General features: G+C 46.4%; 25 protein-coding genes and 1 pseudogene. 24 read left to right on the top strand and 2 right to left on the bottom strand.

Translation table 11 applies throughout. The annotated features are described in order from the left end of the window. The first annotated feature begins 7 nt into the window (after window positions 1-7). The 14 genes from M1D67_RS15100 (at window position 8) to M1D67_RS15035 (ending at window position 13580) form a co-directional block, all read left to right on the top strand. Window positions 8-139, top strand: coding sequence for a YrzQ family protein (locus M1D67_RS15100; RefSeq protein ID WP_003183926.1), 132 nt, complete (start codon window positions 8-10; stop codon window positions 137-139). 88 nt (window positions 140-227) lie between these two features. Then, complete coding sequence (locus M1D67_RS15095; protein WP_075213061.1) at window positions 228-1286, top strand: AI-2E family transporter; 1059 nt, start codon at window positions 228-230, stop codon at window positions 1284-1286. Between the two features lie 346 nt (window positions 1287-1632). Beyond that, complete coding sequence (alaS, locus tag M1D67_RS15090; RefSeq protein WP_479831366.1) at window positions 1633-4269, top strand: alanine--tRNA ligase; 2637 nt, start codon at window positions 1633-1635, stop codon at window positions 4267-4269. Window positions 4270-4352: 83 nt separating this feature from the next. Next, entirely contained in the window at window positions 4353-4619 is a 267-nt protein-coding gene (locus M1D67_RS15085) for an IreB family regulatory phosphoprotein (RefSeq protein ID WP_003183920.1), read from the top strand. 6 nt (window positions 4620-4625) lie between these two features. Further along, window positions 4626-5045 (top strand): Holliday junction resolvase RuvX, encoded by a 420-nt coding sequence (ruvX, locus tag M1D67_RS15080; RefSeq protein WP_003183918.1) that lies wholly within the window; start codon window positions 4626-4628, stop codon window positions 5043-5045. 10 nt (window positions 5046-5055) lie between these two features. Then, window positions 5056-5340, top strand: a complete 285-nt coding sequence (locus M1D67_RS15075) for a DUF1292 domain-containing protein (RefSeq protein ID WP_016885528.1) — start codon at window positions 5056-5058, stop codon at window positions 5338-5340. Window positions 5341-5534: 194 nt separating this feature from the next. Next, on the top strand, window positions 5535-6647 hold the full coding sequence (gene mltG / locus M1D67_RS15070; RefSeq protein WP_479831365.1) for an endolytic transglycosylase MltG: 1113 nt from the start codon (window positions 5535-5537) through the stop codon (window positions 6645-6647). 146 nt (window positions 6648-6793) lie between these two features. After that, the gene (locus M1D67_RS15065) at window positions 6794-7456 is read left to right on the top strand and encodes an O-methyltransferase (protein ID WP_020452393.1); all 663 of its coding nucleotides are present in this window, start codon (window positions 6794-6796) and stop codon (window positions 7454-7456) included. Continuing rightward, window positions 7453-8382: a peptidase U32 family protein gene (locus tag M1D67_RS15060; RefSeq protein WP_023855373.1), complete on the top strand. Its 930-nt coding sequence runs from the start codon at window positions 7453-7455 to the stop codon at window positions 8380-8382. The genes M1D67_RS15065 and M1D67_RS15060 overlap by 4 nt, the downstream gene beginning before the upstream one ends. 14 nt (window positions 8383-8396) lie before the next feature. After that, window positions 8397-9665, top strand: a complete 1269-nt coding sequence (locus M1D67_RS15055) for a peptidase U32 family protein (RefSeq protein ID WP_020452391.1) — start codon at window positions 8397-8399, stop codon at window positions 9663-9665. A gap of 4 nt (window positions 9666-9669) precedes the next feature. Continuing rightward, window positions 9670-10305, top strand: coding sequence for a uridine kinase (gene udk, locus M1D67_RS15050; RefSeq protein WP_020452390.1), 636 nt, complete (start codon window positions 9670-9672; stop codon window positions 10303-10305). A gap of 238 nt (window positions 10306-10543) precedes the next feature. Beyond that, the gene (greA, locus tag M1D67_RS15045; RefSeq protein ID WP_020452389.1) at window positions 10544-11020 is read left to right on the top strand and encodes a transcription elongation factor GreA; all 477 of its coding nucleotides are present in this window, start codon (window positions 10544-10546) and stop codon (window positions 11018-11020) included. Window positions 11021-11074: 54 nt separating this feature from the next. Further along, window positions 11075-12829: a peptidoglycan D,D-transpeptidase FtsI family protein gene (locus tag M1D67_RS15040; protein WP_328055942.1), complete on the top strand. Its 1755-nt coding sequence runs from the start codon at window positions 11075-11077 to the stop codon at window positions 12827-12829. Window positions 12830-12887: 58 nt separating this feature from the next. Beyond that, window positions 12888-13580, top strand: coding sequence for a YrrS family protein (locus tag M1D67_RS15035; RefSeq protein ID WP_020452387.1), 693 nt, complete (start codon window positions 12888-12890; stop codon window positions 13578-13580). 39 nt (window positions 13581-13619) lie between these two features. Here the strand turns inward: M1D67_RS15035 and M1D67_RS15030 are convergent, their stop codons facing one another. Beyond that, window positions 13620-13823, bottom strand: a complete 204-nt coding sequence (locus M1D67_RS15030; RefSeq protein ID WP_023855370.1) for a YrzA family protein — start codon at window positions 13821-13823, stop codon at window positions 13620-13622. Between the two features lie 189 nt (window positions 13824-14012). On the opposite strand from M1D67_RS15030, the gene M1D67_RS15025 reads away from it, so the two are divergent. The 7 genes from M1D67_RS15025 (at window position 14013) to M1D67_RS14995 (ending at window position 18689) form a co-directional block, all read left to right on the top strand. Then, window positions 14013-14654 (top strand): class I SAM-dependent DNA methyltransferase, encoded by a 642-nt coding sequence (locus M1D67_RS15025; RefSeq protein ID WP_103749536.1) that lies wholly within the window; start codon window positions 14013-14015, stop codon window positions 14652-14654. A 21-nt stretch (window positions 14655-14675) separates the two neighbouring features. After that, window positions 14676-15371 (top strand): 5'-methylthioadenosine/S-adenosylhomocysteine nucleosidase, encoded by a 696-nt coding sequence (mtnN, locus tag M1D67_RS15020; protein WP_020452384.1) that lies wholly within the window; start codon window positions 14676-14678, stop codon window positions 15369-15371. Between the two features lie 52 nt (window positions 15372-15423). Then, complete coding sequence (locus M1D67_RS15015) at window positions 15424-16347, top strand: PLP-dependent cysteine synthase family protein (RefSeq protein ID WP_020452383.1); 924 nt, start codon at window positions 15424-15426, stop codon at window positions 16345-16347. Window position 16348: 1 nt separating this feature from the next. After that, window positions 16349-17491 carry a bifunctional cystathionine gamma-lyase/homocysteine desulfhydrase gene (locus M1D67_RS15010; protein ID WP_020452382.1) on the top strand — a complete coding sequence of 381 codons (1143 nt, stop codon included), beginning with the start codon at window positions 16349-16351 and terminating at the stop codon, window positions 17489-17491. 87 nt (window positions 17492-17578) lie between these two features. Beyond that, entirely contained in the window at window positions 17579-17812 is a 234-nt protein-coding gene (locus M1D67_RS15005; RefSeq protein ID WP_011198155.1) for a YrhC family protein, read from the top strand. A gap of 405 nt (window positions 17813-18217) precedes the next feature. Continuing rightward, on the top strand, window positions 18218-18367 hold the full coding sequence (locus tag M1D67_RS15000) for a YrzI family small protein (protein ID WP_020452381.1): 150 nt from the start codon (window positions 18218-18220) through the stop codon (window positions 18365-18367). Window positions 18368-18539: 172 nt separating this feature from the next. After that, window positions 18540-18689, top strand: a complete 150-nt coding sequence (locus M1D67_RS14995) for a hypothetical protein (protein ID WP_479831850.1) — start codon at window positions 18540-18542, stop codon at window positions 18687-18689. Window positions 18690-18785: 96 nt separating this feature from the next. Here M1D67_RS14995 and M1D67_RS14990 read toward each other — a convergent pair whose 3' ends face one another. Continuing rightward, a complete protein-coding gene (locus tag M1D67_RS14990) occupies window positions 18786-18947 on the bottom strand; it encodes a YjcZ family sporulation protein (RefSeq protein ID WP_020452380.1) in 162 nt (53 codons plus the stop codon). Window positions 18948-19228: 281 nt separating this feature from the next. Here M1D67_RS14990 and M1D67_RS14985 point away from each other — a divergent pair, with 281 nt between their 5' ends. The 3 genes and pseudogenes from M1D67_RS14985 (at window position 19229) to M1D67_RS14975 (ending at window position 22716) form a co-directional block, all read left to right on the top strand. Next, window positions 19229-19834: a class I SAM-dependent methyltransferase gene (locus M1D67_RS14985; RefSeq protein WP_025811068.1), complete on the top strand. Its 606-nt coding sequence runs from the start codon at window positions 19229-19231 to the stop codon at window positions 19832-19834. Between the two features lie 170 nt (window positions 19835-20004). Then, window positions 20005-21875, top strand: a pseudogene (locus M1D67_RS14980) (Ig-like domain-containing protein). Window positions 21876-22140: 265 nt separating this feature from the next. Then, window positions 22141-22716, top strand: coding sequence for a TetR/AcrR family transcriptional regulator (locus M1D67_RS14975; protein ID WP_023855364.1), 576 nt, complete (start codon window positions 22141-22143; stop codon window positions 22714-22716). Window positions 22717-22727 lie beyond the last annotated feature (11 nt).

The following is a 22727-nucleotide window of genomic DNA, read 5'->3' as shown; positions in this document are numbered from 1 at the left end:
TAGAAAGTTGAATCGTACAATGACTTCTCTCATTTCTTTAGGAGCCGGGGCTTTGATGTACTACATGGCGTCTCAGAACGATATGATGAACAAGCGAAACATGAGAAAGCTGAGAAGACGCGTCATGAAAATGTTTTAAGCAGAAGGGATACCCTTAAAAAGGGTGTCCCTTTTTTCTTCGGGAATAATTACAAGCAGAAATCAAAAGCTAACAAGGGGTGAAAAAAATGCTGAAAAAACCGCTGCAGCTTTTAATGTGGGTCTCGATCTTCATGCTTTTGCTATTAACCGTCTATATCTTTTTGCAGCTGAGAATGATTTGGGAGCCTGTCTGCGTGCTGCTGAAGTCGATTCTGATCCCGCTTGTAATTGCGGTTTTTATCACCTATCTGCTTTTGCCTGTCGTTGAAAAGATACACCGGGCCGGCGTGCCGAGAACATTGAGTATTTTGCTGATTTATGTTCTGTTTTTTGCCGGTCTCGGCTACGCCTTTTACAAAGGGGTGCCGATCCTCATTAAACAGCTGACAGAGCTATCAGAGGGAATTCCGTTTCTTGCCGCATCTTACGAAAGCATGCTGGATCAGCTGCATCATCATACAGACGGCTGGCCCGACGGCATGCACGACAGGATCGACAGGTTCGTCAATCAGACGGAGGAATTCGTAGCAAGCTGGGTGGAACGGACGATCAGAAGCATCCGGTTCGTTTTTGATTATATGCTCGTGGCGGCGATTATTCCTTTTTTAGTATTCTACATGGTGAAAGATATTGATACGATGAAGAAGGCGGTATGGTATTTGACGCCTTCTTCATGGAGGTCGAGAGGCAGCGAATTCATCCGCGATGTCGATGATTCTCTTGGAGACTACATCAGAGGCCAGCTTTTTGTCTGTCTTGTCATCGGCTTGGGAGCGAGCCTGTCATTTTGGTTTTTTGACCTGCCCTATCCGCTGATCCTCGGCCTTGTCATCGGCGCGACAAATGTCATCCCGTATTTCGGTCCCGTCATCGGCGCGATTCCCGCCGTTATGGTAGCTGCCGCTTTATCGACGAGGCTCGTTTTCGTGGTGATCATTACGATTTTGGTGCTGCAGTTTATCGAAGGCAATATTCTCGGCCCTCTTGTCGTCGGGAAAAGCCTGCATATGCATCCCGTCGTCATTATGCTTGGATTGCTGGCGGGCGGGGAGCTTGCCGGCATCATCGGCATGATTCTGGCTGTGCCTGTCATGGCCGTTATCAAAGTGATGCTCGTCCATTTTTTAGCGGCAAGAAAAGCGTGAGCGGCAGAAGTTTGACATAACGGCTTCCGTTGTCTATAATTTCGAAATAGACATACATACGTATCTCGATTGACGGATCCGAGTATACTGAAGCCCTGTTTTATAGAGAGAAGCTCCATTGCGGTGAAAGAGCTTTAACAGAAGATCAGTAGAAGCTAATCCTGAGTGCAGGCGAAAACCTGCCGTCTTCATCCGGCGTTATTCGGATATCAAGGTGATGGGCGTTTTGTTACGCCCATAATCAGGGTGGTACCGCGAGAGGAGCTCTCGTCCCTGTGTAAACGTTGTTTGCATAGGGCGGGGGCTTTTTAATTTGCATGTGCATCATTTAAAGGAGGAAAAAATAATGAAGACATTGACATCCGCACAAGTGCGCCAAATGTTTTTAGATTTTTTTAAAGAAAAAGGGCATGCCGTTGAACCGAGCGCCTCTCTTATTCCGCATGAAGATCCCTCCCTGCTTTGGATCAACAGCGGAGTTGCGACGCTGAAAAAATATTTTGACGGACGGGTTGTGCCGGAGAATCCGCGCATCTGCAACGCTCAAAAATCAATCAGGACGAACGATATTGAAAATGTCGGGAAAACAGCCCGCCACCATACGTTCTTTGAAATGCTCGGGAACTTTTCGATCGGCGATTATTTCAAAGAAGAAGCGATCGAGTGGGCATGGGAATTTTTAACCGATCAAAAATGGATCGGCTTCGATCCCGAACGGCTGTCAGTCACGGTCCATCCGGAAGATGACGAAGCGTATGAATTATGGTCAAAAAAAATTGGCGTTCCAGAGGAACGGATCATCAGACTGGAAGGAAACTTCTGGGATATCGGTGAAGGCCCGAGCGGACCGAATACCGAAATTTTCTATGACCGTGGTGAAGATTATGGAAATGACCCGTCTGATCCGGAACTTTACCCGGGTGGGGAGAACGAGCGTTACCTTGAAGTATGGAATCTTGTGTTCTCCGAGTTCAACCACAATCCTGACGGAACATACACACCGCTTCCGAAGAAAAACATCGATACGGGGATGGGTCTTGAACGGATGGTATCTGTTATTCAAGATGCCAAGACGAACTATGATACAGATTTGTTTATGCCGATCATCAAGGCGACAGAAGCCATTTCAGGAGAAAAGTACGGCACATCTGCTGAAAAAGATACGGCATTTAAGGTTGTGGCCGACCATATTCGAACGGCTGCGTTTGCGGTCGGCGACGGAGCGCTTCCGTCAAACGAGGGGCGCGGCTATGTCATCAGAAGACTGCTTCGCCGCGCTGTCCGCTATGCGAAGTCCATCAATATTAACCGTCCGTTTATGTATGAGCTCGTGCCGGTAGTTGCCGACATCATGGCCGCATTCTACGGCGAAGTCAAAGAAAAAGCGGACTTTATCGCGAAAGTCATCAAAACAGAGGAAGAACGCTTCCATGAAACATTGCACGAGGGCTTGGCGATTCTCTCAGAAGTGATTCAAAAGGAAAAAGCAAAAGGAAACCGCATCATTTCCGGGGAAGATGTCTTTAAACTGTATGATACGTATGGATTCCCTGTTGAACTGACCGAAGAATACGCCGAAGATGAAGGCATGGAAGTCGATCATGACGGATTTGAGCGCGAGATGGACAAGCAGCGCGAACGGGCCCGGCAGGCGCGCCAGGACGTCGGCAGCATGCAGGTTCAAGGCGGCGCTCTCCGCGATATCATGACAAAAAGCGAATTCATCGGCTATTCCGATATCAAAACGGAAACGAAAATCGCCGAGCTTCTTCAAGACGGGGAACTTGCCGACCTCGTTCAAGAAGGCAAGAAAGTTCAGTTTATCCTGGAAAAAACCCCGTTCTATGCTGAAAGCGGCGGGCAAATCGGTGATAGAGGCTGGGTTAAAAGCGGGGATGCCGCGATTCGCGTCACAGACGTTAAAAAAGCGCCGAACGGCCAGAACCTGCATGAAGGGATCGTGGAAAGCGGCGCAATTAAAAGAGGCATGAGCGTGACCGCAGAAGTCACGGAGCGGCTAAGAAAAGACATCGTCAAAAACCATACCGCGACACATTTGCTTCACCAGGCGCTGAAAGATGTGCTCGGTACGCATGTCAACCAGGCCGGCTCGCTAGTCACTGACAGCCGTCTGCGCTTTGACTTCTCTCACTTTGGACAGGTGACTAAGGAAGAACTCGAACAAATAGAAACAAAAGTGAACGAGAAAATTTGGGCATCGATTCCTGTGCAAATCGACTTTAAACCGATTGATGAAGCGAAAGCGATGGGAGCCATGGCGCTGTTTGGCGAAAAATATGGAGACATCGTCCGCGTCGTTCAAGTTGGCGACTACAGCATCGAGCTGTGCGGAGGCTGCCACGTGAGAAACACGGCTGAAATCGGTCTCTTTAAGATCGTGTCCGAATCAGGCATCGGGGCCGGCACCCGCAGAATCGAAGCGGTAACTGGGCAGGGCGCTTATGAAGAGATGAACGCCAAACTGGAGCTTCTCGAGCAGGCGGCAGAAGTCCTGAAAACCAATGTGAAGGAAGTGCCGAAACGGATCGAAGCGCTCCAGTCTGATCTGAAAGAAGCTCAGAGAGAAAACGAATCTTTATTGGCGAAACTGGGAAATAAAGAAGCCGGAGAGATTTTAGAAAAAGTAAAAGAAATTGACGGAATCAAACTGCTCGCAGAAAAAGTGAATGCCAAAGATATGAATCACCTGCGCACAATGGTTGACGATCTGAAGGCGAAACTGGGCTCAGCCGTCATCGTTCTCGGGGCGGTTCAAAACGAAAAAGTGAATATTTCCGCCGGAGTTACAAAAGATTTAATAGAGCGGGGTTTCCACGCAGGCAAGCTTGTCAAGCAAGTCGCAGAAGCATGCGGAGGCGGCGGAGGCGGCCGTCCAGACATGGCGCAGGCGGGGGGAAAACAGCCTGAGCGGCTTGCTGAAGCATTAGCATCTGCGGAAGAATGGGTAAAATCCGTTTTATAAATAGCCGTTGTGGTGTAGAATGGTGATTAGAAGGTAATCAGGCTGAAACTTTGCCTGCGAATTTGGGAAAGAGGTGCAAAACGGTGAGCTCATTTGATAAGACGATGAAATTTAACTTTTCCGACGATTCGATGGAAACCAATGTAAATGAAGTGCTGATAACCGTCCATGATGCGCTTCAGGAAAAAGGCTACAACCCGATCAACCAAATTGTCGGATACCTGCTATCAGGAGATCCCGCTTACATTCCAAGGCATCGAGATGCACGTAACCTGATTCGGAAAATAGAAAGAGACGAGATAATCGAAGAATTGGTTAAATCGTACTTAGAACAGCATAAAGAGGCGTAAACAAGCATGCGAATATTAGGTCTGGATTTAGGTTCGAAAACGCTCGGCGTAGCGCTGAGCGATGAAATGGGCTGGACGGCTCAAGGGATAGAAACGATTAAAATCGACGAGGCGGGCGGTGACTACGGCTTGAACCGCCTCGCCGAATTGACGAAAGACTATGTAATTGACAAGATTGTACTCGGTTTTCCCAAAAACATGAATGGAACCGTCGGCCCGAGGGGGGAGGCGAGCCAGAAGTTCGCGGAAGTGCTTGAAGAAACGTTTCAAGTTCCCGTCGTGCTTTGGGACGAGCGCCTCTCGACAATGGCGGCCGAAAGAATGCTGATTTCAGCAGATGTAAGCAGGCAGAAAAGAAAAAAAGTAATAGATAAAATGGCGGCCGTGATGATCCTTCAAGGATATCTCGACAGCCTAAACTCATGAGGTGATTAAGATGGAACACGGAGAAAAAAACATTACGATTGTAGACGACAAAGGAAACGAACAGCTGTGTGAAGTGCTCTTCACATTTGACAGCGATCAGTTTAACAAGTCATACGTGCTTTATTATCCGGTTGAAGCACAGGACGAGGAAGAGATCGAGATCCATGCTTCAAGCTTCGTACCGAATGAAGCCGGAGAAGACGGCGAACTGATGCCGATTGAAACAGAAGAAGAGTGGGATATGATCGAAGAGACACTGAACACGTTTTTAGCGGATGAAGACGAAGAAGAATAAAGCAGCGGCTGAACCGCTTGACAAAATCCTAAAACTTAAACCGTTTTAGGATTTTGTCATTTTTTAAATGGGCATCTGCAATCATTTGCGCCCTGCTGCCGACAGGCGGCTTTTTTTATTAAAACATTTTGTAATAAATTGCCGAATGATAACGAATCATGTAGTATATACCATGGGAGGAGAGGAGGACACCAATGTTTGAAGATCAGACAAAGAAACCGTTTATAAAAAGACTCCTTAAACATAAAATAAAGTTTTGGCTGACTGTGGTCGCGGTTCTGCTGATTTTAACCGCAGGCGCTATTTCGCTCTACGTCAAATCGGCGCTCGAACCGGTCGATAAAAATAATGCAAAAACGGTCAGCGTCTATATTCCGGAAGGATCGACCGTTACGTCCATCGCCGCCAAACTGAAAAAAGAGGACCTAATTAAAAACGAAAAAGTATTTATCGCTTATGTGAAATTTAAAAATGCCTCCGGCTTTCAAGCGGGGAACTTTCAGCTCAGCCAGTCGATGGATGCGGCCGGCATGGTCAAAAAGCTGACGAGCGCTTCGCATGTACCGGCATTTAAAATTACCGTTCCTGAAGGAAGACAGCTCCAGGAAATCGCAGCTATCATCGCCGGACAAACCAACTACTCGGCAGCGGACATTATGAAAAAGCTGGATGACCGCGAATTCATCAGCCGATTAAAACAGAAGTATCCGAAACTGATCACCGACGACGTGCTAAACAAGAATATCAAGCATCCGCTTGAAGGATACCTGTATCCTGCGACATATCCGTTTTACGACCCTGAGACGAAGCTGGACGCAATCATCGAAGCGATGATCAAACAAACAGATCAGCTGGCTGAAAAGTATGAAAAGCAGATGAAAGACAAAAAGATGTCCGTCCACAAAGCCTTGACGATGGCTTCGTTAATTGAAGAAGAAGCTACCGAAAAAGCGGACCGGCATAAAATCTCAAGCGTCTTTTACAACCGCATCAGCAAAAACATGCCATTGCAAACGGATCCGACCGTTTTATACGCGCTTGGGGAGCATAAAAACCGTGTCATGTACAAAGACCTTGAAGCGGATTCCCCGTATAATACGTACAAACATGCCGGTCTACCGCCTGGGCCGATTGCTAACGCGGGAGAGAGCTCCTGGGAAGCGGCATTAAATCCGGAGCAAACAGACTATGTTTATTTCCTTGCAAAGAAAAATGGGGAAGTCGTCTTTACAAAAACGCTTGAAGAACACAATAAAGCAAAAGCAAAATACATTACGAACACGCAGGACGAGGAAAAAGGAGAGTAAAAATTACTCTCCTTTTATTCGCAAATACAAAGGTTTTATGATAAAATATATCGGGTTGTTTATTGAGAAAAGACAGTCGACTGCTTTAGGAGAGTGCTGCACATCTGACCTAAGGCTCTTTTTTATGAAAGGGAGGCCATCTGCCCGTGAAGATTGGACACGAAGAATTGACCGGCTATCTTGAAAAGCTGCTGAAGCAAAGACCGGCTGAAATTATGAAACTGGAGGCCTATGCCGAAAAGCATGGCGTGCCCATTATGGAACCGACAGGAATCGAAGTGCTCCTGCAGCTTCTTTCACTCAAAAATCCGAAAAAAATTCTTGAAATCGGTACCGCCATCGGTTATTCGGCGATTCGGATGGCACTTGCCCTTCCCGAAGCTGAAATCTTTACGATCGAGCGCGATGAAGACAGGTATCGGGAAGCGTTGAAAAACATCCGGTCATTCCAGCTTGAAAACAGAATTCACGTGTTCTTCGGCGATGCGCTCAGCGAATCGGACGCCGTTCAATCGATGGCTCCTTATGATGCGCTTTTTATCGATGCCGCAAAAGGCCAGTATCAGAAGTTTTTCAGTATATATGAAAAAATGCTCGCCGATGACGGCATCATTTTTACTGACAATGTCCTTTTCAAAGGCCTTGTCGCATCAGATTACAATCAGATCGAAAACAAGCGCATCAAAAAGCTTGTATCGAAAATAGATCATTACAATCATTGGCTGATGGAGCATCCTGACTACCACACGGCGATCCTGCCTGTGGGCGACGGATTGGCCGTCAGTCAAAAAAGAGGTGAACGGATATGAAAAAGCCTGAACTGCTTGTGACGCCGACGGCTGTTTCGGATATTAAGCCTTTGGCAGAGGCGGGCGCCGATGCGTTTATCATCGGTGAACAAAGGTTCGGTCTGCGTTTAGCCGGGGAGTTTTCCAGAGAGGAAGTAAAAGAAGCCATCATTCAGGCTCATCAAAAAGGCGCAAAAGTATATGTTGCCGTGAATGCGATTTTTCACAATGACCGGGTGCCAGAACTGAATGACTACCTTTCTTTCTTGGCAGAGGCAGGCGCCGATGCGGTTGTCTTCGGCGATCCCGCTGTACTTATGGCTGCACGGGAATCAGCGCCGAATATGAAACTTCACTGGAATACGGAAACGACCGCAACCAACCATTATTCCTGCAACTATTGGGGGCGAAAGGGCGCGAAGCGCGCGGTGCTCGCAAGAGAGCTCAACATGGACAGCATCGTTGAGATTAAAGAGAAAGCAGAAGTCGAGATCGAAATTCAGGTTCACGGCATGACATGTATGTTCCAGTCAAAGCGCTCCCTGATCGGCAACTATTTTGAATACCAGGGAAAAGTCATGGATATCGAAGGAAAGAAAAAAGAAAAAGGCATGTATCTTCATGATAAAGAACGCGGTAACAAATATCCGATTTTCGAAGACGAAAACGGCACGCACATCATGAGTCCGAATGACGTCTGCATCATTGATGAGCTTGAGGATTTAATCGATGCCGGCGTCGATTCATTTAAAATTGAAGGGATTTTAAAATCGGTCGAATACATGACTGAGGTAACGGCCATGTACCGCGAAGCCATCGACCTTTGCATCGCAGACAGAGAAGCATACGAAGACAAGAAAGAAGAATGGATCGAGCGGATTGAACAGCTGCAGCCTGCAAACCGCAGCATCGATACCGGATTCTTTTTCAAAGAAACAGTATACTAAAAGGAGGGATAGCCATGTCTGCAGTAAAAGATAAAATTTCCAAAATCGTTGATGGAAAACGCGTCATTACGAAAAAGCCAGAACTTCTTGCTCCGGCGGGAAATTTGGAAAAACTGAAAATCGCTGTCCACTATGGCGCAGACGCTGTATTTATCGGCGGACGTGAATATGGACTCCGCTCAAACGCAGATAACTTTTCAATTGAAGAAATGGCTGAAGGTGTCGAATTTGCGAAAAAATACGGCGCAAGAATTTATGTGACGACAAACATTTTTGCGCATGAAGAAAATATCGACGGGCTAGAAGACTATTTGCGCGACCTCGAGGGAGCAGGCGTGTCAGGCATTATCGTCGCTGATCCCCTGATCATTGAAACATGCCGCAGGGTCGCGCCGAAGCTGGAAGTGCATTTGAGCACCCAGCAGTCCCTTTCAAACTGGAAAGCCGTTCAGTTCTGGAAGGAAGAAGGCCTTGAGCGGGTCGTGCTCGCGCGCGAAACGAGCGCACTTGAGATCAGAGAAATGAAAGAAAAAGTGGATATTGAAATCGAAACATTCATACACGGTGCGATGTGCATCGCTTATTCCGGCCGCTGCGTGCTCAGCAACCATATGACGGCCAGAGACTCTAACCGCGGAGGCTGCTGCCAGTCATGCCGATGGGACTATGATTTGTATCAGACGGACGGGGCGAATGCACTGCCGCTATATGAAGAAGGCGATGCACCGTTTGCGATGAGCCCGAAAGATCTGAAGCTGATCGAATCGATTCCGCAAATGATTGAAATGGGTATTGACAGCCTGAAAATCGAAGGCCGGATGAAATCGATTCACTACATTGCGACAGTCGTCAGTGTGTACAGAAAAGTGATCGATTCTTATTGCGCTGACCCCGAAAATTTCGTCATCAAAGAAGAATGGCTGAAAGAACTGGACAAATGCGCCAATAGAGACACGGCGCCTGCTTTCTTTGAAGGAACCCCCGGATATGAAGAGCAGATGTTCGGCGTTCACGGCAAAAAGACAACATACGACTTTGCCGGACTTGTCCTTGATTATGATGAAGAGACAAAAATGGTCACGCTCCAGCAGCGGAACTTCTTTAAAACCGGAGATGAAGTCGAATTTTTCGGTCCGGAAATCGAAAATTTCACATGCAAAATTGACACGATATGGGACGAAAAAGGCAATGTGCTTGATGCAGCCCGCCATCCCCTGCAGATCGTCAAATTTAAAGTGGACAACAAGATATATCCTAGCAACATGATGAGAAAGGGGCAGTAATGGCATGGGGAAAAAACCGGTAGTTATCGGCATAGCGGGAGGCTCCGGATCTGGAAAAACGAGCGTCACCAGATCCATTTATGAACAGTTTAAAGGTCATTCGATCTTGATGCTGGAACAGGATTTATATTATAAAGATCAGAGCCATCTGCCGTTTGAAGAGCGGCTGAACACGAACTACGACCATCCGCTTGCATTTGATAATGACTATTTGATCGAGCATTTAAATGAATTGCTTGCCTACAAGCCGATCAAAAAGCCGATTTACGATTACAAGCTGCATACGCGTTCAGAGGAAGTCGTGCACGTCGATCCGAAAGATGTTATTATTTTGGAAGGAATCCTTGTCCTCGAGGATGAAAGGCTCCGCGACTTAATGGACATCAAGCTGTATGTCGATACGGATGCCGACCTGCGGATCATCAGAAGGATGGTCAGAGACATAAAAGAAAGAGGACGTTCGATCGATTCTGTCATCGAGCAGTACATCTCAGTCGTCAGACCGATGCATAACCAGTTTGTCGAACCGACGAAACGCTATGCCGATATCATTATTCCGGAGGGCGGACAAAACCGCGTCGCCATCGACCTGATGGTAACAAAAATACAAACTATTCTTGAACAAAACGCGATTTTATAATAACATAGCATAGACAAACACAACTCTGACCATATTATGTATAGAAATTGAAGGGTTCTCATCCTGAGCCCTTCTTTAACTGTATAAGCACCATTTACCGGAGCCTTCCATCCGGTTTATATGATACTTTACAAATATGGGAGAGAAGAAGGGGACAAGGGTTGTCCTCATTCTTGTATATTCAAGTCTATACCTCACATACAAGTGATGAGGAACCAACTAGAAGGAGTGAAGGAACATGGCACAAGAGAAAGTATTTCCTATGACAGAAACGGGAAAGAAAAAACTGGAAGAAGAACTTGAGTATTTGAAAACGGTTAAACGTAAAGAAGTTGTTGAACGTATTAAAGTGGCAAGAAGCTTCGGAGACCTCTCCGAAAACTCCGAATACGATTCAGCAAAAGAAGAACAAGCTTTTGTAGAAGGGCGCATCACAACCCTTGACAATATGATCCGCAACGCAAAGATCATCGAAGACGATGGTGCAAACTCAGATATCGTCGGCCTCGGAAAAACCGTTACATTTACGGAGCTTCCTGACGGTGAAGAAGAATCTTATACCATTGTGGGCAGCGCGGAAGCTGATCCGTTTGAAGGAAAAATCTCGAACGATTCCCCAATCGCGAAAAGCCTTCTCGGCAAACAGGTCGGGGACGAAGTGACCGTTCAAACACCGGGCGGCGAAATGCTTGTAAAAATTGTGAAAATTTCATAAAATTTGTTTAGCAAACGATGACCTCGTCCACAATGTGGATGAGGTGTTTTTATTATGAAATGGCAAAAGCGCATGAAGTGGGTGTCGATTATCATTTCGGCTGCCCTGTTATTTCTGCTGATCAGGCTCGCTGAAATTCAACTGTTTTTTACCGAATCCTTTTCTAAACGGAATGTGAACTTAATCCAGGAAAGCGTCAAACAGCGCACTGAGGAAGTTCGGATTTCAGACGGGAGAGGATCTTTTTTAGATCGGAACGGCGAACATTTGTCCGTCACCCAAAAACCGGCCATCGTCTTATTTCCTTTTTTAAAACATCAGCCATGGCCGGCCGAAGAAGCAGCCGAAATTTTAAACATGACAAAAGATGAGCTCGAGAATAAGCTTGAGCATGCGAAAAAACCTGTGATTCTTACAAAACATGAAGGAGCGTCCATTTCAAAGACGGCTCTCGAAAAAATCAATAAACTGAAATATCCCGGCGTTTACGGCGTATACATAGAAGAAACAGAAAAGAACAGGCTGGCTTCGCATACGCTCGGTATGACCAATCAAGACCCGGACCTTCTCCGACGAAAATATCCCGATAAAGAGGGCCTCTCCATCAGCACGAAAATCGGCACCTTCGGCATGGAGCGGACATTTGATGAATTCCTGCTGCCTGAACAAGATACAAAACTGTTGTATCATGTGGACGGATTGGGAAACCCTTTGTTTGGTATGGACGTCAAATATACGGCAGATGCAAATCCGTTTTACCCGCTGCAAGTCAAAACAACGATCGACAAAAAGGTTCAGCGGGCAATGGAAGATGTACTGGCTGACCATCAGCTTGATAAAGGCGGAGCGGTTCTGATTGACATCGAGACGAACGGCGTGGCGGCGATTGCGAGCAAGCCCGATCTCAACATGGCATTGCAAAAAACAAGGCAAAACTATATGCTGACACCGGTATATCCCGGCTCGGTTTTTAAAACCGTGATTGCTGCGGCAGCGATCGAAAACGGCTTGGACCATCCGTCAAAAACCTTTAACTGCAATTTGAACCTGTACGGTGAGGCCGGAGAAGACAAAGGGAAGCTCAGCTTGGAAGACAGTTTTGCGGAAAGCTGCAACTACACGTTTACAAATCTTGCTGGGCAGCTCGTTGAAAAAAACAGCTCCGTGATCGAAGATACCGCCGCAAAGCTTGGGCTGACCGGACGGGTCGGCTGGGAAGGGAAACTGTATCATGAAGATGAGTTCAGACAGTTTCATCATGAAACTGCCGGATCAATCTGGGGGGATGAAAAGGACAAAAAAGTCAAAAAAGCTGTAGCCCAGACCGCCATCGGCCAAAAAAATGTGAAGCTGACCCCGTTGGAAATCGCCAACATGATGGCGACCATTGCAAGAGGCGGAGAGAAAAAACAAGTCAAGATCGCAGACCAGATCGAATATAAAAACGGCACATTGATGACGGCTTTTAAAGATCACAAGCTCCCCGGAGAGAAAATCGATCAGTATACCGCGCAAAAGCTGCAGAAACTGCTCAGAAAAGTCGTCACGTCTGAAAAGGGGACAGGCCGGCGCTTCAGAGATCTTCCGTACGAAGTAGCGGGCAAATCGGGCACAGCTCAGACAGGCCGGACGGCAGATGACAAAAAATCGCTCTATCATAAATGGTTCGCAGGTTATTTTCCGGCGGACAAACCGAAATATGCGCTCGTCGTCGTCCATATGGATACGCCGGATAGCAAGGCTGCGACAAATGCCGTATTTTATGATATTGTTAAAAAAGTATATGAAATTGAAAAGAACCAGACATAGAAGAATGCCTCAGGTGATGATAAAATAGAAAGCGAGGCAAGAGGGAAAAAGGAGTGCAATGAACTTGAGCGAAACAAGGGAATCTCGTTTTGAAAATCGTGATAAGCGCAGGAAAGCGAATCTTGTGCTTAACATTTTAATAGGCATCGTATTGGTATTAATCGTTGTCGTCGCCAGCAGTCTGATGATGAACAGCCCGAAGGAGCAGGCGCAGCAAGATGCTTCGAAAAACGATTCTGAACAGACGACAGAAGCACCTGCTTCCGACAATAAGAAACAAACGTCTGACGAAGATGTAAAAGATGAGGACAAAGGAAAAAGCGATTCTGCCGACAAAGAAGACAGCGATTCCGACTCGGACAAGGATAAAGACTCTGCTTCAGACGAGGACAAATCAACATCAGATGATCCGTTTGAAGGAGCCGAAGTGAAAGAAGGCGGTTCAAGCGCCAATGTTGAAAAAACGATCATCAATCCTGACTGGAAGCCTGTCGGCACACAACAGAGCGGACAGCATACCGCAACATATGATTCGTCTTCACAAGACTGGAAAGAAATGCTTGAAGCCATTTCATATGCGACAGGGGTTTCCCAGGATAACATGACGTTGATCTGGCTCGGAAACAACGGCAGCCCGCAAGATGCGAAAGGAACCATTCAGGCGAAGGACACCGGCGTCAAATACCAGGTAGCCATTACTTGGGTTGACGGGAAAGGCTGGAAGCCGACAAAAGTTGAACAGTTGAAGTAAAGAAAAAAGCGTCCGGTTTTAACAACCGGGCGCTTTTTTTTATGATTCGGCTTTAAAATGCACGACTGCGCTGTAGTGGATCCGTCCGTCAATGACCGCCGTCTGATGGGAAACCGAATGGACCCTCAGCAAAAGCGCCTGGTTGTTTTCAATCTGCTGACTGATCTTTTTTTCAAGCTCCTCTAAGCTCAGCGCCTCAAAAAACTCAATTTTATCTTTGATCAGATCGAGCCCGAAGTTCATAAACCAATCCTCCATTCGTTTCAAGTCATTTTTTATTAAAGCAAAGAAGCGTCCGGGTGACAAGGGAAATATAACCAAGCCTTTTTTGTACCCAAAACGAATGACTTGTGGTAGGATAAGAACTAATCAACTGAATAAATCATACTATACTTATAGGAATTGTAAAAATAGATGGAGAGTGACGATAAAATGGGAAGAGAGTTCATTCCTTTATTTGAGAACTGGGCAAATTCTTATGATGATACAGTAGTTGGCCGCGATCTTCAGTACAAAGAAGTGTTTCGCAACTACGACGGCATTCTGGATGATGTCGTCAGCCGCTCCGGGCATAAAGTTCTTGAATTCGGCGTCGGCACTGGCAATCTGACTGCAAAATTGCTGGCAGCCGGAAAGGGAGTCACAGGTGTAGAACCTTCAAAAGCAATGAGGGAAATTGCCGAGGCAAAGCTAGCGGAGACTGCAGTGATCGTTGACGGAGACTTTCTCGACTTTCCGGAACCGCCGTTTTCTCCCGACACGATTGTCAGTTCCTATGCGTTTCACCACCTGACAAACGAAGAGAAACGGGAGGCTGTGAAGCGATATGGAAAAATGCTCGGAAAGCATGGTAAAATAGTGTTTGCTGATACCGTCTTCAAGGATCGGGAAGCCTTCTCTGCCGCTGTTAAAAAAGCGAAGGAAAAAGGGTTCCTGCAATTGGCGGAAGACCTTGAAACGGAACATTATCCGACGCTTTCGGAAATGGAAATGATCTTTACCTCAGAACAATTCAGTATTGCCTTTCAAAAGCATAATGATTTTGTCTGGGTAATGGAAGCGGCAAAATTGTAATTTGAAGGGAAGTTTTAAGATATGAAAATCGCAGTTATCGGAGCAATGGAAGAAGAAGTCACGATTTTGCGAAGCAAGCTCGAACAGACGAACCAAGAAGTCATCGCAAACTGTGAATTTACCAGCGGATTTTATGAAGGAAAAGAAGTCGTACTTTTAAAGTCCGGCATCGGCAAAGTCAATGCAGCCATGAGCACGACGATTCTGCTCGACCGCTTTAAACCGGACGTTGTCATCAACACCGGATCAGCCGGCGGCTTCCATCATTCGCTTAATGTCGGAGACATCGTCATCTCGACCGAAGTCCGCCATCATGATGTCGATGTCACGGCATTTGATTATGAATATGGACAGGTTCCGAATCTGCCGGCCGCATACAAGGCCGACAGTACATTGATCCAAGCGGCGGAAGCCGAAGCGTCTGAACTGGGACACATTCAGGTTGTCAAAGGAACGATTGCAACAGGCGACTCCTTTATGAGCGATCCTGACCGCGTGGCATTCATCCGCGGCAAGTTTGCAGATCTTTACGCGGTTGAAATGGAAGCGGCTGCTGTCGCACAGGTTTCCTATCAATTTAATACGCCGTTCGTTGTCATCAGGGCGCTTTCAGACATCGCCGGAAAAGAGTCTGAAATTTCATTTGACCAATTTTTGGAGCAGGCTGCCAAGCATTCGACAGATCTTGTGCTCCGCATGATCAAAAGAATCAATTAAAAACAGGGGGGAGCCCCCCCTCTGTTTTGCACCTCTTGAAGGAGGAAGGAACATGAATGTGATCAAGGACATCACCCAATTGATCGGTAAAACGCCGCTTCTGCAGATTTTGAATTTTCATATCCCCAGCGGTGTTAACATATATGCAAAGCTTGAAATGATGAATCCGGGAGGCAGCATTAAAGACCGGCTCGGAGAAGTGATGATTGCTGAAGCCGTCGATTCGGGAAAGCTGAAACCCGGTGGAACGGTCATTGAGGCGACAGCAGGCAATACGGGAATCGGCCTTGCCCTCGCCGCCAGAAAGCACAGGATTAGACCCGTTTTTTGCGTGCCCGAGCATTTCAGCATGGAAAAACAGTCGATCATGAAAGCGCTCGGCGCTCGAATTGTTCATACCCCCAGAAGTGCCGGAATGAAGGGTGCGATTGAAAAGGCACTTGAACTTGAGAAGGAGATTCCTGATTCTTATTGCATTTTGCAGTTTAAAAACCCAGTAAATCCATTGGCTTACTATAAAACGATCGCCCCGGAAATATGGGATGATCTTGAGGGCCGGATTGACGTCTTCGTCGCCGGTGCGGGATCAGGCGGGACATTTGCGGGAACCGCCAAGTTTCTAAAAGAAAAAAATCCGTCCATTAAAACGGTTATTGTTGAACCTGAAGGCTCGATTTTAAACGGAGGAGAACCGCACGGACATAAAACCGAAGGAATCGGAATGGAATTCATTCCGGAATATATGGACGAAAGCCATTTCGATGAGATTTACACCGTGCTTGACGAAGAGGCGTTCCGGCTTGTAAAAGAAGCCGCTGAAAAGGAAGGGCTTCTGATCGGAAGCTCATCAGGCGCCGCGTTGTTTGCCGCGTTGAAAGAAGCCGAAAAAGCGAAAGCCGGCACAAACATTGTGACAATTTTCCCCGACAGCAGCGACCGCTATTTAAGCAAAAAAATTTACGAAGGAGGAATATGAGATGAAGCCAAAAACGAAAATGATCCACGGCGGCATTACAGGAGACGAAAAAACAGGAGCGGTATCGGTTCCTATTTACCAAGTCAGCACGTACAAACAGCCGCGCGCCGGACAGCATACAGGATACGAATATTCCCGGACGGGAAATCCGACAAGAACGGCGCTCGAATCCTTGATCGCGGATGTTGAAGGCGGTGAAGCAGGCTACGCGTTCGGCTCTGGGATGGCAGCGATCACAGCGGTCATGATGCTTTTTAAAAGCGGCGATCACATCGTGTTGACAGATGATGTATACGGCGGCACATACCGCGTGATGACAAAGGTGATGAATCGCATCGGCATTGAAGCGACCTTCAGTGATACGAGCAGCATTGAAGACATCGAAAAAGCGATCAAGCCGAATACAAAAGCGATTTATGTTGAGACGCCGACAAATCCTTTATTGAAAATCACGGACATCAAGAAAGCCGCTGAAACAGCGAAAAAGCACGGCCTGTTGCTGATTGTCGACAACACCTTCTACACACCGTATTTTCAAAACCCAATCTCGTTGGGAGCCGATATCGTCCTTCACAGCGCGACGAAGTACTTGGGCGGACACAGCGATGTCGTCGGCGGACTGGTTGTGACAGCCTCGAAGGAACTTGCAGAAGAGATCCATTTCATCCAAAATTCTACAGGCGGGATTCTCGGGCCTCAGGATTCCTGGCTCTTAATGAGGGGGATGAAAACCCTTGGCTTGAGAATGGAAGCGCATGAGCAAAATGCCAGGAAAATCGCAGCTTTTTTAGATGATCATCCGGCCGTCAAAAAGGTTTATTATCCAGGGCTGCCGTCCCATCCGGGACATGAGCTTGCCAAGCGGCAAAGCACGGGCTTCGGCGGCATGATCTCGTTTGATATCGGAAAAGAAGAGAACGTGGACATTGTCCTTGGCCGTCTGAAATGGTTTACGATTGCCGAAAGCCTTGGCGCGGTTGAAAGCCTGATTTCAGTGCCGGCGCGGATGACTCACGCTTCGATCCCGCGTGAACGCCGGCTGGAGCTTGGCATTACAGACGGATTGATCCGCATTTCCGCCGGGGTAGAAGATATTGACGATCTGTTGGAAGACTTGCAGCAAGCGCTGGCCCCGATTTCTTAAAATGGCTGAATTTACATGTCTGGTCATCTGTCAATCTATGTTATCCTGAATCATATCCATTATGAAACAAAAGCAGGTGATCATGACATGCAGAAGAAAAAAGTCAAATCGCTGATGGAAGACTATAAGCAGTTTGCTTTTACGCTTCTCAGCGTAAGCGCATTTTTATATATCGGATCGGTCATTCCCGGACAAGGTTTGGAAACCGGCCAAAAGATGACAATGATGCTCGCGACATGCGGCTTTTTGGGAGGAGCCTTCTATTGTGTGAAGCGCTCGCTTAAATATAAAAGACAATTAGATGAGATGGAAGAATCGTAAGCGGAGAGACTCAGAGAGGGGCTCTCCGCTTTTTTTGTTTGATCAATCCGTCCATTTATTAAAAAAACGGTTTACAAACAGGAATTTGATGGATATACTTACAAAGTAAACAAAAAGCAAAGGAGGTTGATGAACATGAAACCAGCACTGACTACATACATTAGACTTTGTGAACGCCAATATCATGATTCATCAAACCTGTGGGAGAGATTGTGCACTTCCTTAACCGATGCTTTTTCAGCACAGCCGGTCCGTTAGGAAGTTAGGCATAATCATACGCTGCTCCTCCCGCAAGATAAAGACTCGATTCGTTTTTATCTGGCGGTTTTTGTTTGCGCCCGCAGGTTTGTCAGATAATCTGCGGGCTGTTTTTGTTTTTAGCGAACTTGAAAGGAGGTGAGCGATGTGACAATAAATCTATTCTTCTTAACACTAACCATTCAGAGACGATTTAAAAGTCCGGAAGAGTACGAGCGAGAATACGAAATCGAACAAATGTACAACGAAATGAAAGACCTGCAGCTGAAATATCTTTACATGAACAGCCAGCGCTAGCTTAAAGCGCGAAAAAAAATAAAGGAGGAGATCAAGATGATGCATAGAAGGGAACTGTTGGCACATTACACTCGGGAGAAGGACCAGGTTTAGCCGGGGCTGAAACGAGTTCCGCATCTCCGCTTTTCTGCATAATATGAAGCAAGCAATTCAATGAATGCGGGTGAAAAGCATGCAGAAAAACGGCAGAATGCCTTTTATCGGCCACGGGTATACATCAATGCCTCATTCTTTCAAGCACGGATACGGTAATCCGTACCGGCGCCAAAGAATGGAGATAGCGCGCCAATTCGGGTATTGGCCGCATTATTGGTATTATTGAGAAAGAGCAGAAAACGTTTGTTTTCTGCTCTTTTTCATGTGGACAAACTGAATGGCAAAATAAAAAGGGGGGATTTAAAGCCCCCCTCCTGTTCATTTAGCAGACGTAACAAGCGCCGATGATAATTAACAGAATGAATAGAACCACAACAAGCGCGAATCCGCCTCCATAGCCGTATCCGCCGCCGTATCCACCGCCGTATCCGCCAGGGTAGCCACCCCAGCCGCCGCAGCATCCGCCGCCGTAACCAAAGCCCATAAATAGCACCACCTTTTAGTGAAAATTCCATATATACTATGCATGGGTTTGAGTTGTGGAAAGGGCGGATAGACCAATTCATTAAAAAAACAGTTTTCTTAAAGCGAAACATTTTCAAAGCTGAAGCCGTCTAGTTATGGAATGTAACAAAAGAATGCAGTTATTTTTGCTAATGCTTTTAATATTCGGTTTATTGACCGATATGAGTGGTGAAAGGCCCGTTTGAACGATTTGCAACCTGAAAAACCGGGCTAATTAGATATTAAAGCAGGTGTTATAACGTGTTTGAACAATGGCTTGGAAAACAATTGCGGAGCCCGAGAGGCATTTTGTCGAAATGGGTCGCGTCATATATGGAAAACGGAAATCATGATATAAACGAATGGACCATCAATTTAATGGATGTCTGTCCGCATGAGCGCATCCTTGAAATCGGAACGGGAAGCGGAGCGGCGCTTTATCAGATCGCGGAGATGCTTGAAAGCGGCAAAGCCTGCGGCATAGACGCTTCAAAAAGCATGGTCAAGCAAGGGATGCGGCGAATCCGTCATATGAAAGAAGAAGGAAAAGCCGAATTGAAGCTCGGCCATGCCGAAAACATTCCTTATCCGGACCGTTCTTTTCATAAAGTATATTCAGTCCACACCCTTTATTTTTGGACGGATTTCAAACAAGCATTAAAAGAAATTTACCGTGTTTTACAGGTTGACGGCACGCTGTTTCTCGCCGTCCATCTGGAAGGGCAAATGAAAAAATCGAAAAAAACAAAAGGCTTTTCCTTATACTCAGAAGAGCAAATCAAGCAACTGCTTGAAGAAAGCCATTTCAGAGACATCACGGTACATATGAACGAAAATGACTGCTGCATTTCTGCGGTAAAATCGTGAGCTTTGTACGATCATCCCTTTCATACGAGAGGGATTTTTTATGTTTGATAGAGTTGAAACCGGATCTTAAATATCATATTTTTGATTTTTAAAGAAAAGTATTCCAATAACATAGCAAACATGGTTTAATATCAAAGTGAACGTTTTTACTATATTTTCCGGAGGTATTTATGAACAAAAGGATCGTGAAAAGTTCAATTGCTTTCTTTCTCCTTGTTGCATTGATTTTTGGCCAGCTGCCTCTACCGAAGACTATGGCGGCCGAAGACAGCGTTCCGATTAACGAAACCACACTGACCGGCGCGTCCCCAGTTGAAGCGTCATTTCAAAGCGATGATGAGGTGCATTGGTATAAAATCAATCCTTCAAATCAGGAAATCGCAAACCACACGCATTTCCGCGTTAAACTGAAATCAGATGCAGAGCTGAACATTTCCGTTTACTCCAGCCTGGAAAACGCAGCTGATCACCAAACGTTTGACAGATACAACGGCTACTCCTATGAAAATAATCCCGCTTTAATCGATTTTCCGATTGCCTGGAAAGGTCCTTACTACATAAAAGTAGAAAATCACCATGATGAGGAAAACGAAACCACTTCAATTACAGATATTTCTTACACCATCAGCTATGAAGGCGTCACCCTGCCTCCGGCAAACCAGGAGGCGGAAGAAGAGTGTCCTGCAGAATTAAGCGTCTCCGAGATCTCGTCTCGGACTATTCCAATTATGGAAAAGGTCTCGATATGGTGGCACCGGGAACCGATATTCCAAGCCTCGTTCCGGACGGAAATGTCACTTATATGAGCGGAACATCCATGGCGGCGCCGCATGTTGCAGCTGCAGCAGGACTTCTTTTGTCACAGAATCCATCTTTGAAACCAAAGCAAGTCGCAAAGCTATTGACCGAGACGACAGCAGATGTGGCATTTGAAGAACAGGATAATCCCAACCCGGACTATGATCTGGATTTAGAACCGGCTGCTCAAATCCCTGGTTATGATTTCGTTTCCGGGTGGGGGAGGCTGAATGTTTATCACGCAGCCAGCGTTTTTGAGCTGAACATGAAGGTTCATCCCGTTTTAAACCGCCATACGGCAGTGACAGGCACAGCCAAAAGCGGTGTGGCGGTCAAAATCTTGCGAGGGAAGCAAGTATTGGGCACGGGAACAGCCGGAAAATCAGGCGCGTTTTCAGTGAAAATTCCGGCCCAGAAGGCGGGGCAAGTTCTTCATGTCGCGGCATCGGGTTATCAGGCGGAAGCCTCGCTCAGAACCGTCGTGGAAAAAGCGCCGAAAAACCCTTCCGTCAAACGCATCACGAACAAAGATACTGCCGTAACGGGGAAAACGGCAGCCGGCTACACGATCAAAGTGAAAAACGCGTCCAAAAAAGTGATCGCGCAAGGCAAAGCGGATGCATCCGGAGCGTTTAAAGTGAACATCAATAAGCAAAAAGAATATGCCGTTTTGTATGTCTCCGCATCTGCTGATGACTACAGAGAAAGCGGCGATGTTAAAATGACGGTTGCTGATGTCATCCCGCCAGGCGCCCCGAAAGTTTATCCGGTTTCCGATAAAAGTACGGTGATTCAGGGAAAAACAGAAGCAAACGCGCAAGTCAGCGCAAAAGTAAAAGGAAAGACGATCGCTTCCGGTAAAGCGAACGGAAAAGGTGAATACAAGCTGAAAATCAGCAGGCAAAAAGCCGGAACGGTCATCAGTGTTACAGCAAAGGATAAAGCCGGGAATGTCAGCAAAGCGAAAGCCGTCACTGTGCTTGACAAAACTCCCCCGCCCGCGCCAAAAGTGAATACGGTAACAAACAAGAGCACGGCCGTTAAGGGGAAAGCAGAGGCAAACGCCGCCATCACCGTCAAAGCAGGAAAGAAAACGCTTGGAACCGGCAAGGCCGATAAAAAAGGCGCGTTTTCCGTTAAAATAAAAAAACAAAAGGCAAACACTGTTTTAGCGGTCACTGCAAAAGATAAAGCCGGCAATACGAGCAAAGCGAGCATATTAAAAGTCAAACAAGCAAAATAATCCGATGGCAGAGGGAACTGATGACATATCAGTTCCTCTTTTTTAATCGAAATTAATATATAAGAATACTATTAAACAGCCGCGCTGCCTGCATTCGATTTATGAATTTCAACTCATGTCAACAGTTGGGTCTATTCTCCCTTTTTTTGTTTTTCTTTAAAAAATTTTATATTAAAAAAGGAATTTTCGAGTGTTCTGTCAAAAAGTGAATGTATTGGAAAAAGCGGAATGAACGTTCATTCCGCTGGCTTGGAGGGCAAAATCAATGGAATCGGAAAGCAAATATCAGAAGATTATCGAGGCTTCGCTCGTCCTTTTCGCAGACCGTGGCTTTGACGCTGCAACCATTCCGATGATTGCCGAGAAGGCAAACGTCGGTGCAGGCACCATCTACCGCTACTTTGACAGCAAGGAAGACCTTGTGAACGTCTTGTTCCAAGACAGTGTGAAGAGATTTAAAGAAAAGATTGAGGAGGACTATCCTGAAGATTCAGCAGGGATAAAAAAACAATTTCAGCATATTTTCCGCTGCCTTTTCGAGTTTTCTCAGGAAAATGTCCATGCGCTTTATTTTTTGGAAATTGACAAAACCTCTCATTACCTGACAGAGAAAAGCCGTGAAGTCTTAAACGAACTGCTGGATTTCGTCTATTTATTTTTTGAAAAAGGGAAAGCGGCCGGTGTGATTCGCCCCTTGCCTTCTCACATCTTGTCGGCTGTGGTATTCGGGGCGTTCGTTCATATTCAGAAATTGGTAAGGGCTGGGGAAATCGAAGATCCTACCGGACTGATCAAAGAGATTGAAGAATGTTCCTGGCATGCTGTCAAACATCATGGATGAAAAGCTTTTTT

It is taken from the genome of Bacillus sp. PK6-025, from assembly GCF_056530265.1.
The sequence above is the reverse complement of the archived record's forward strand: the minus strand, read 5'-3'. Positions and strand labels throughout refer to the sequence as shown.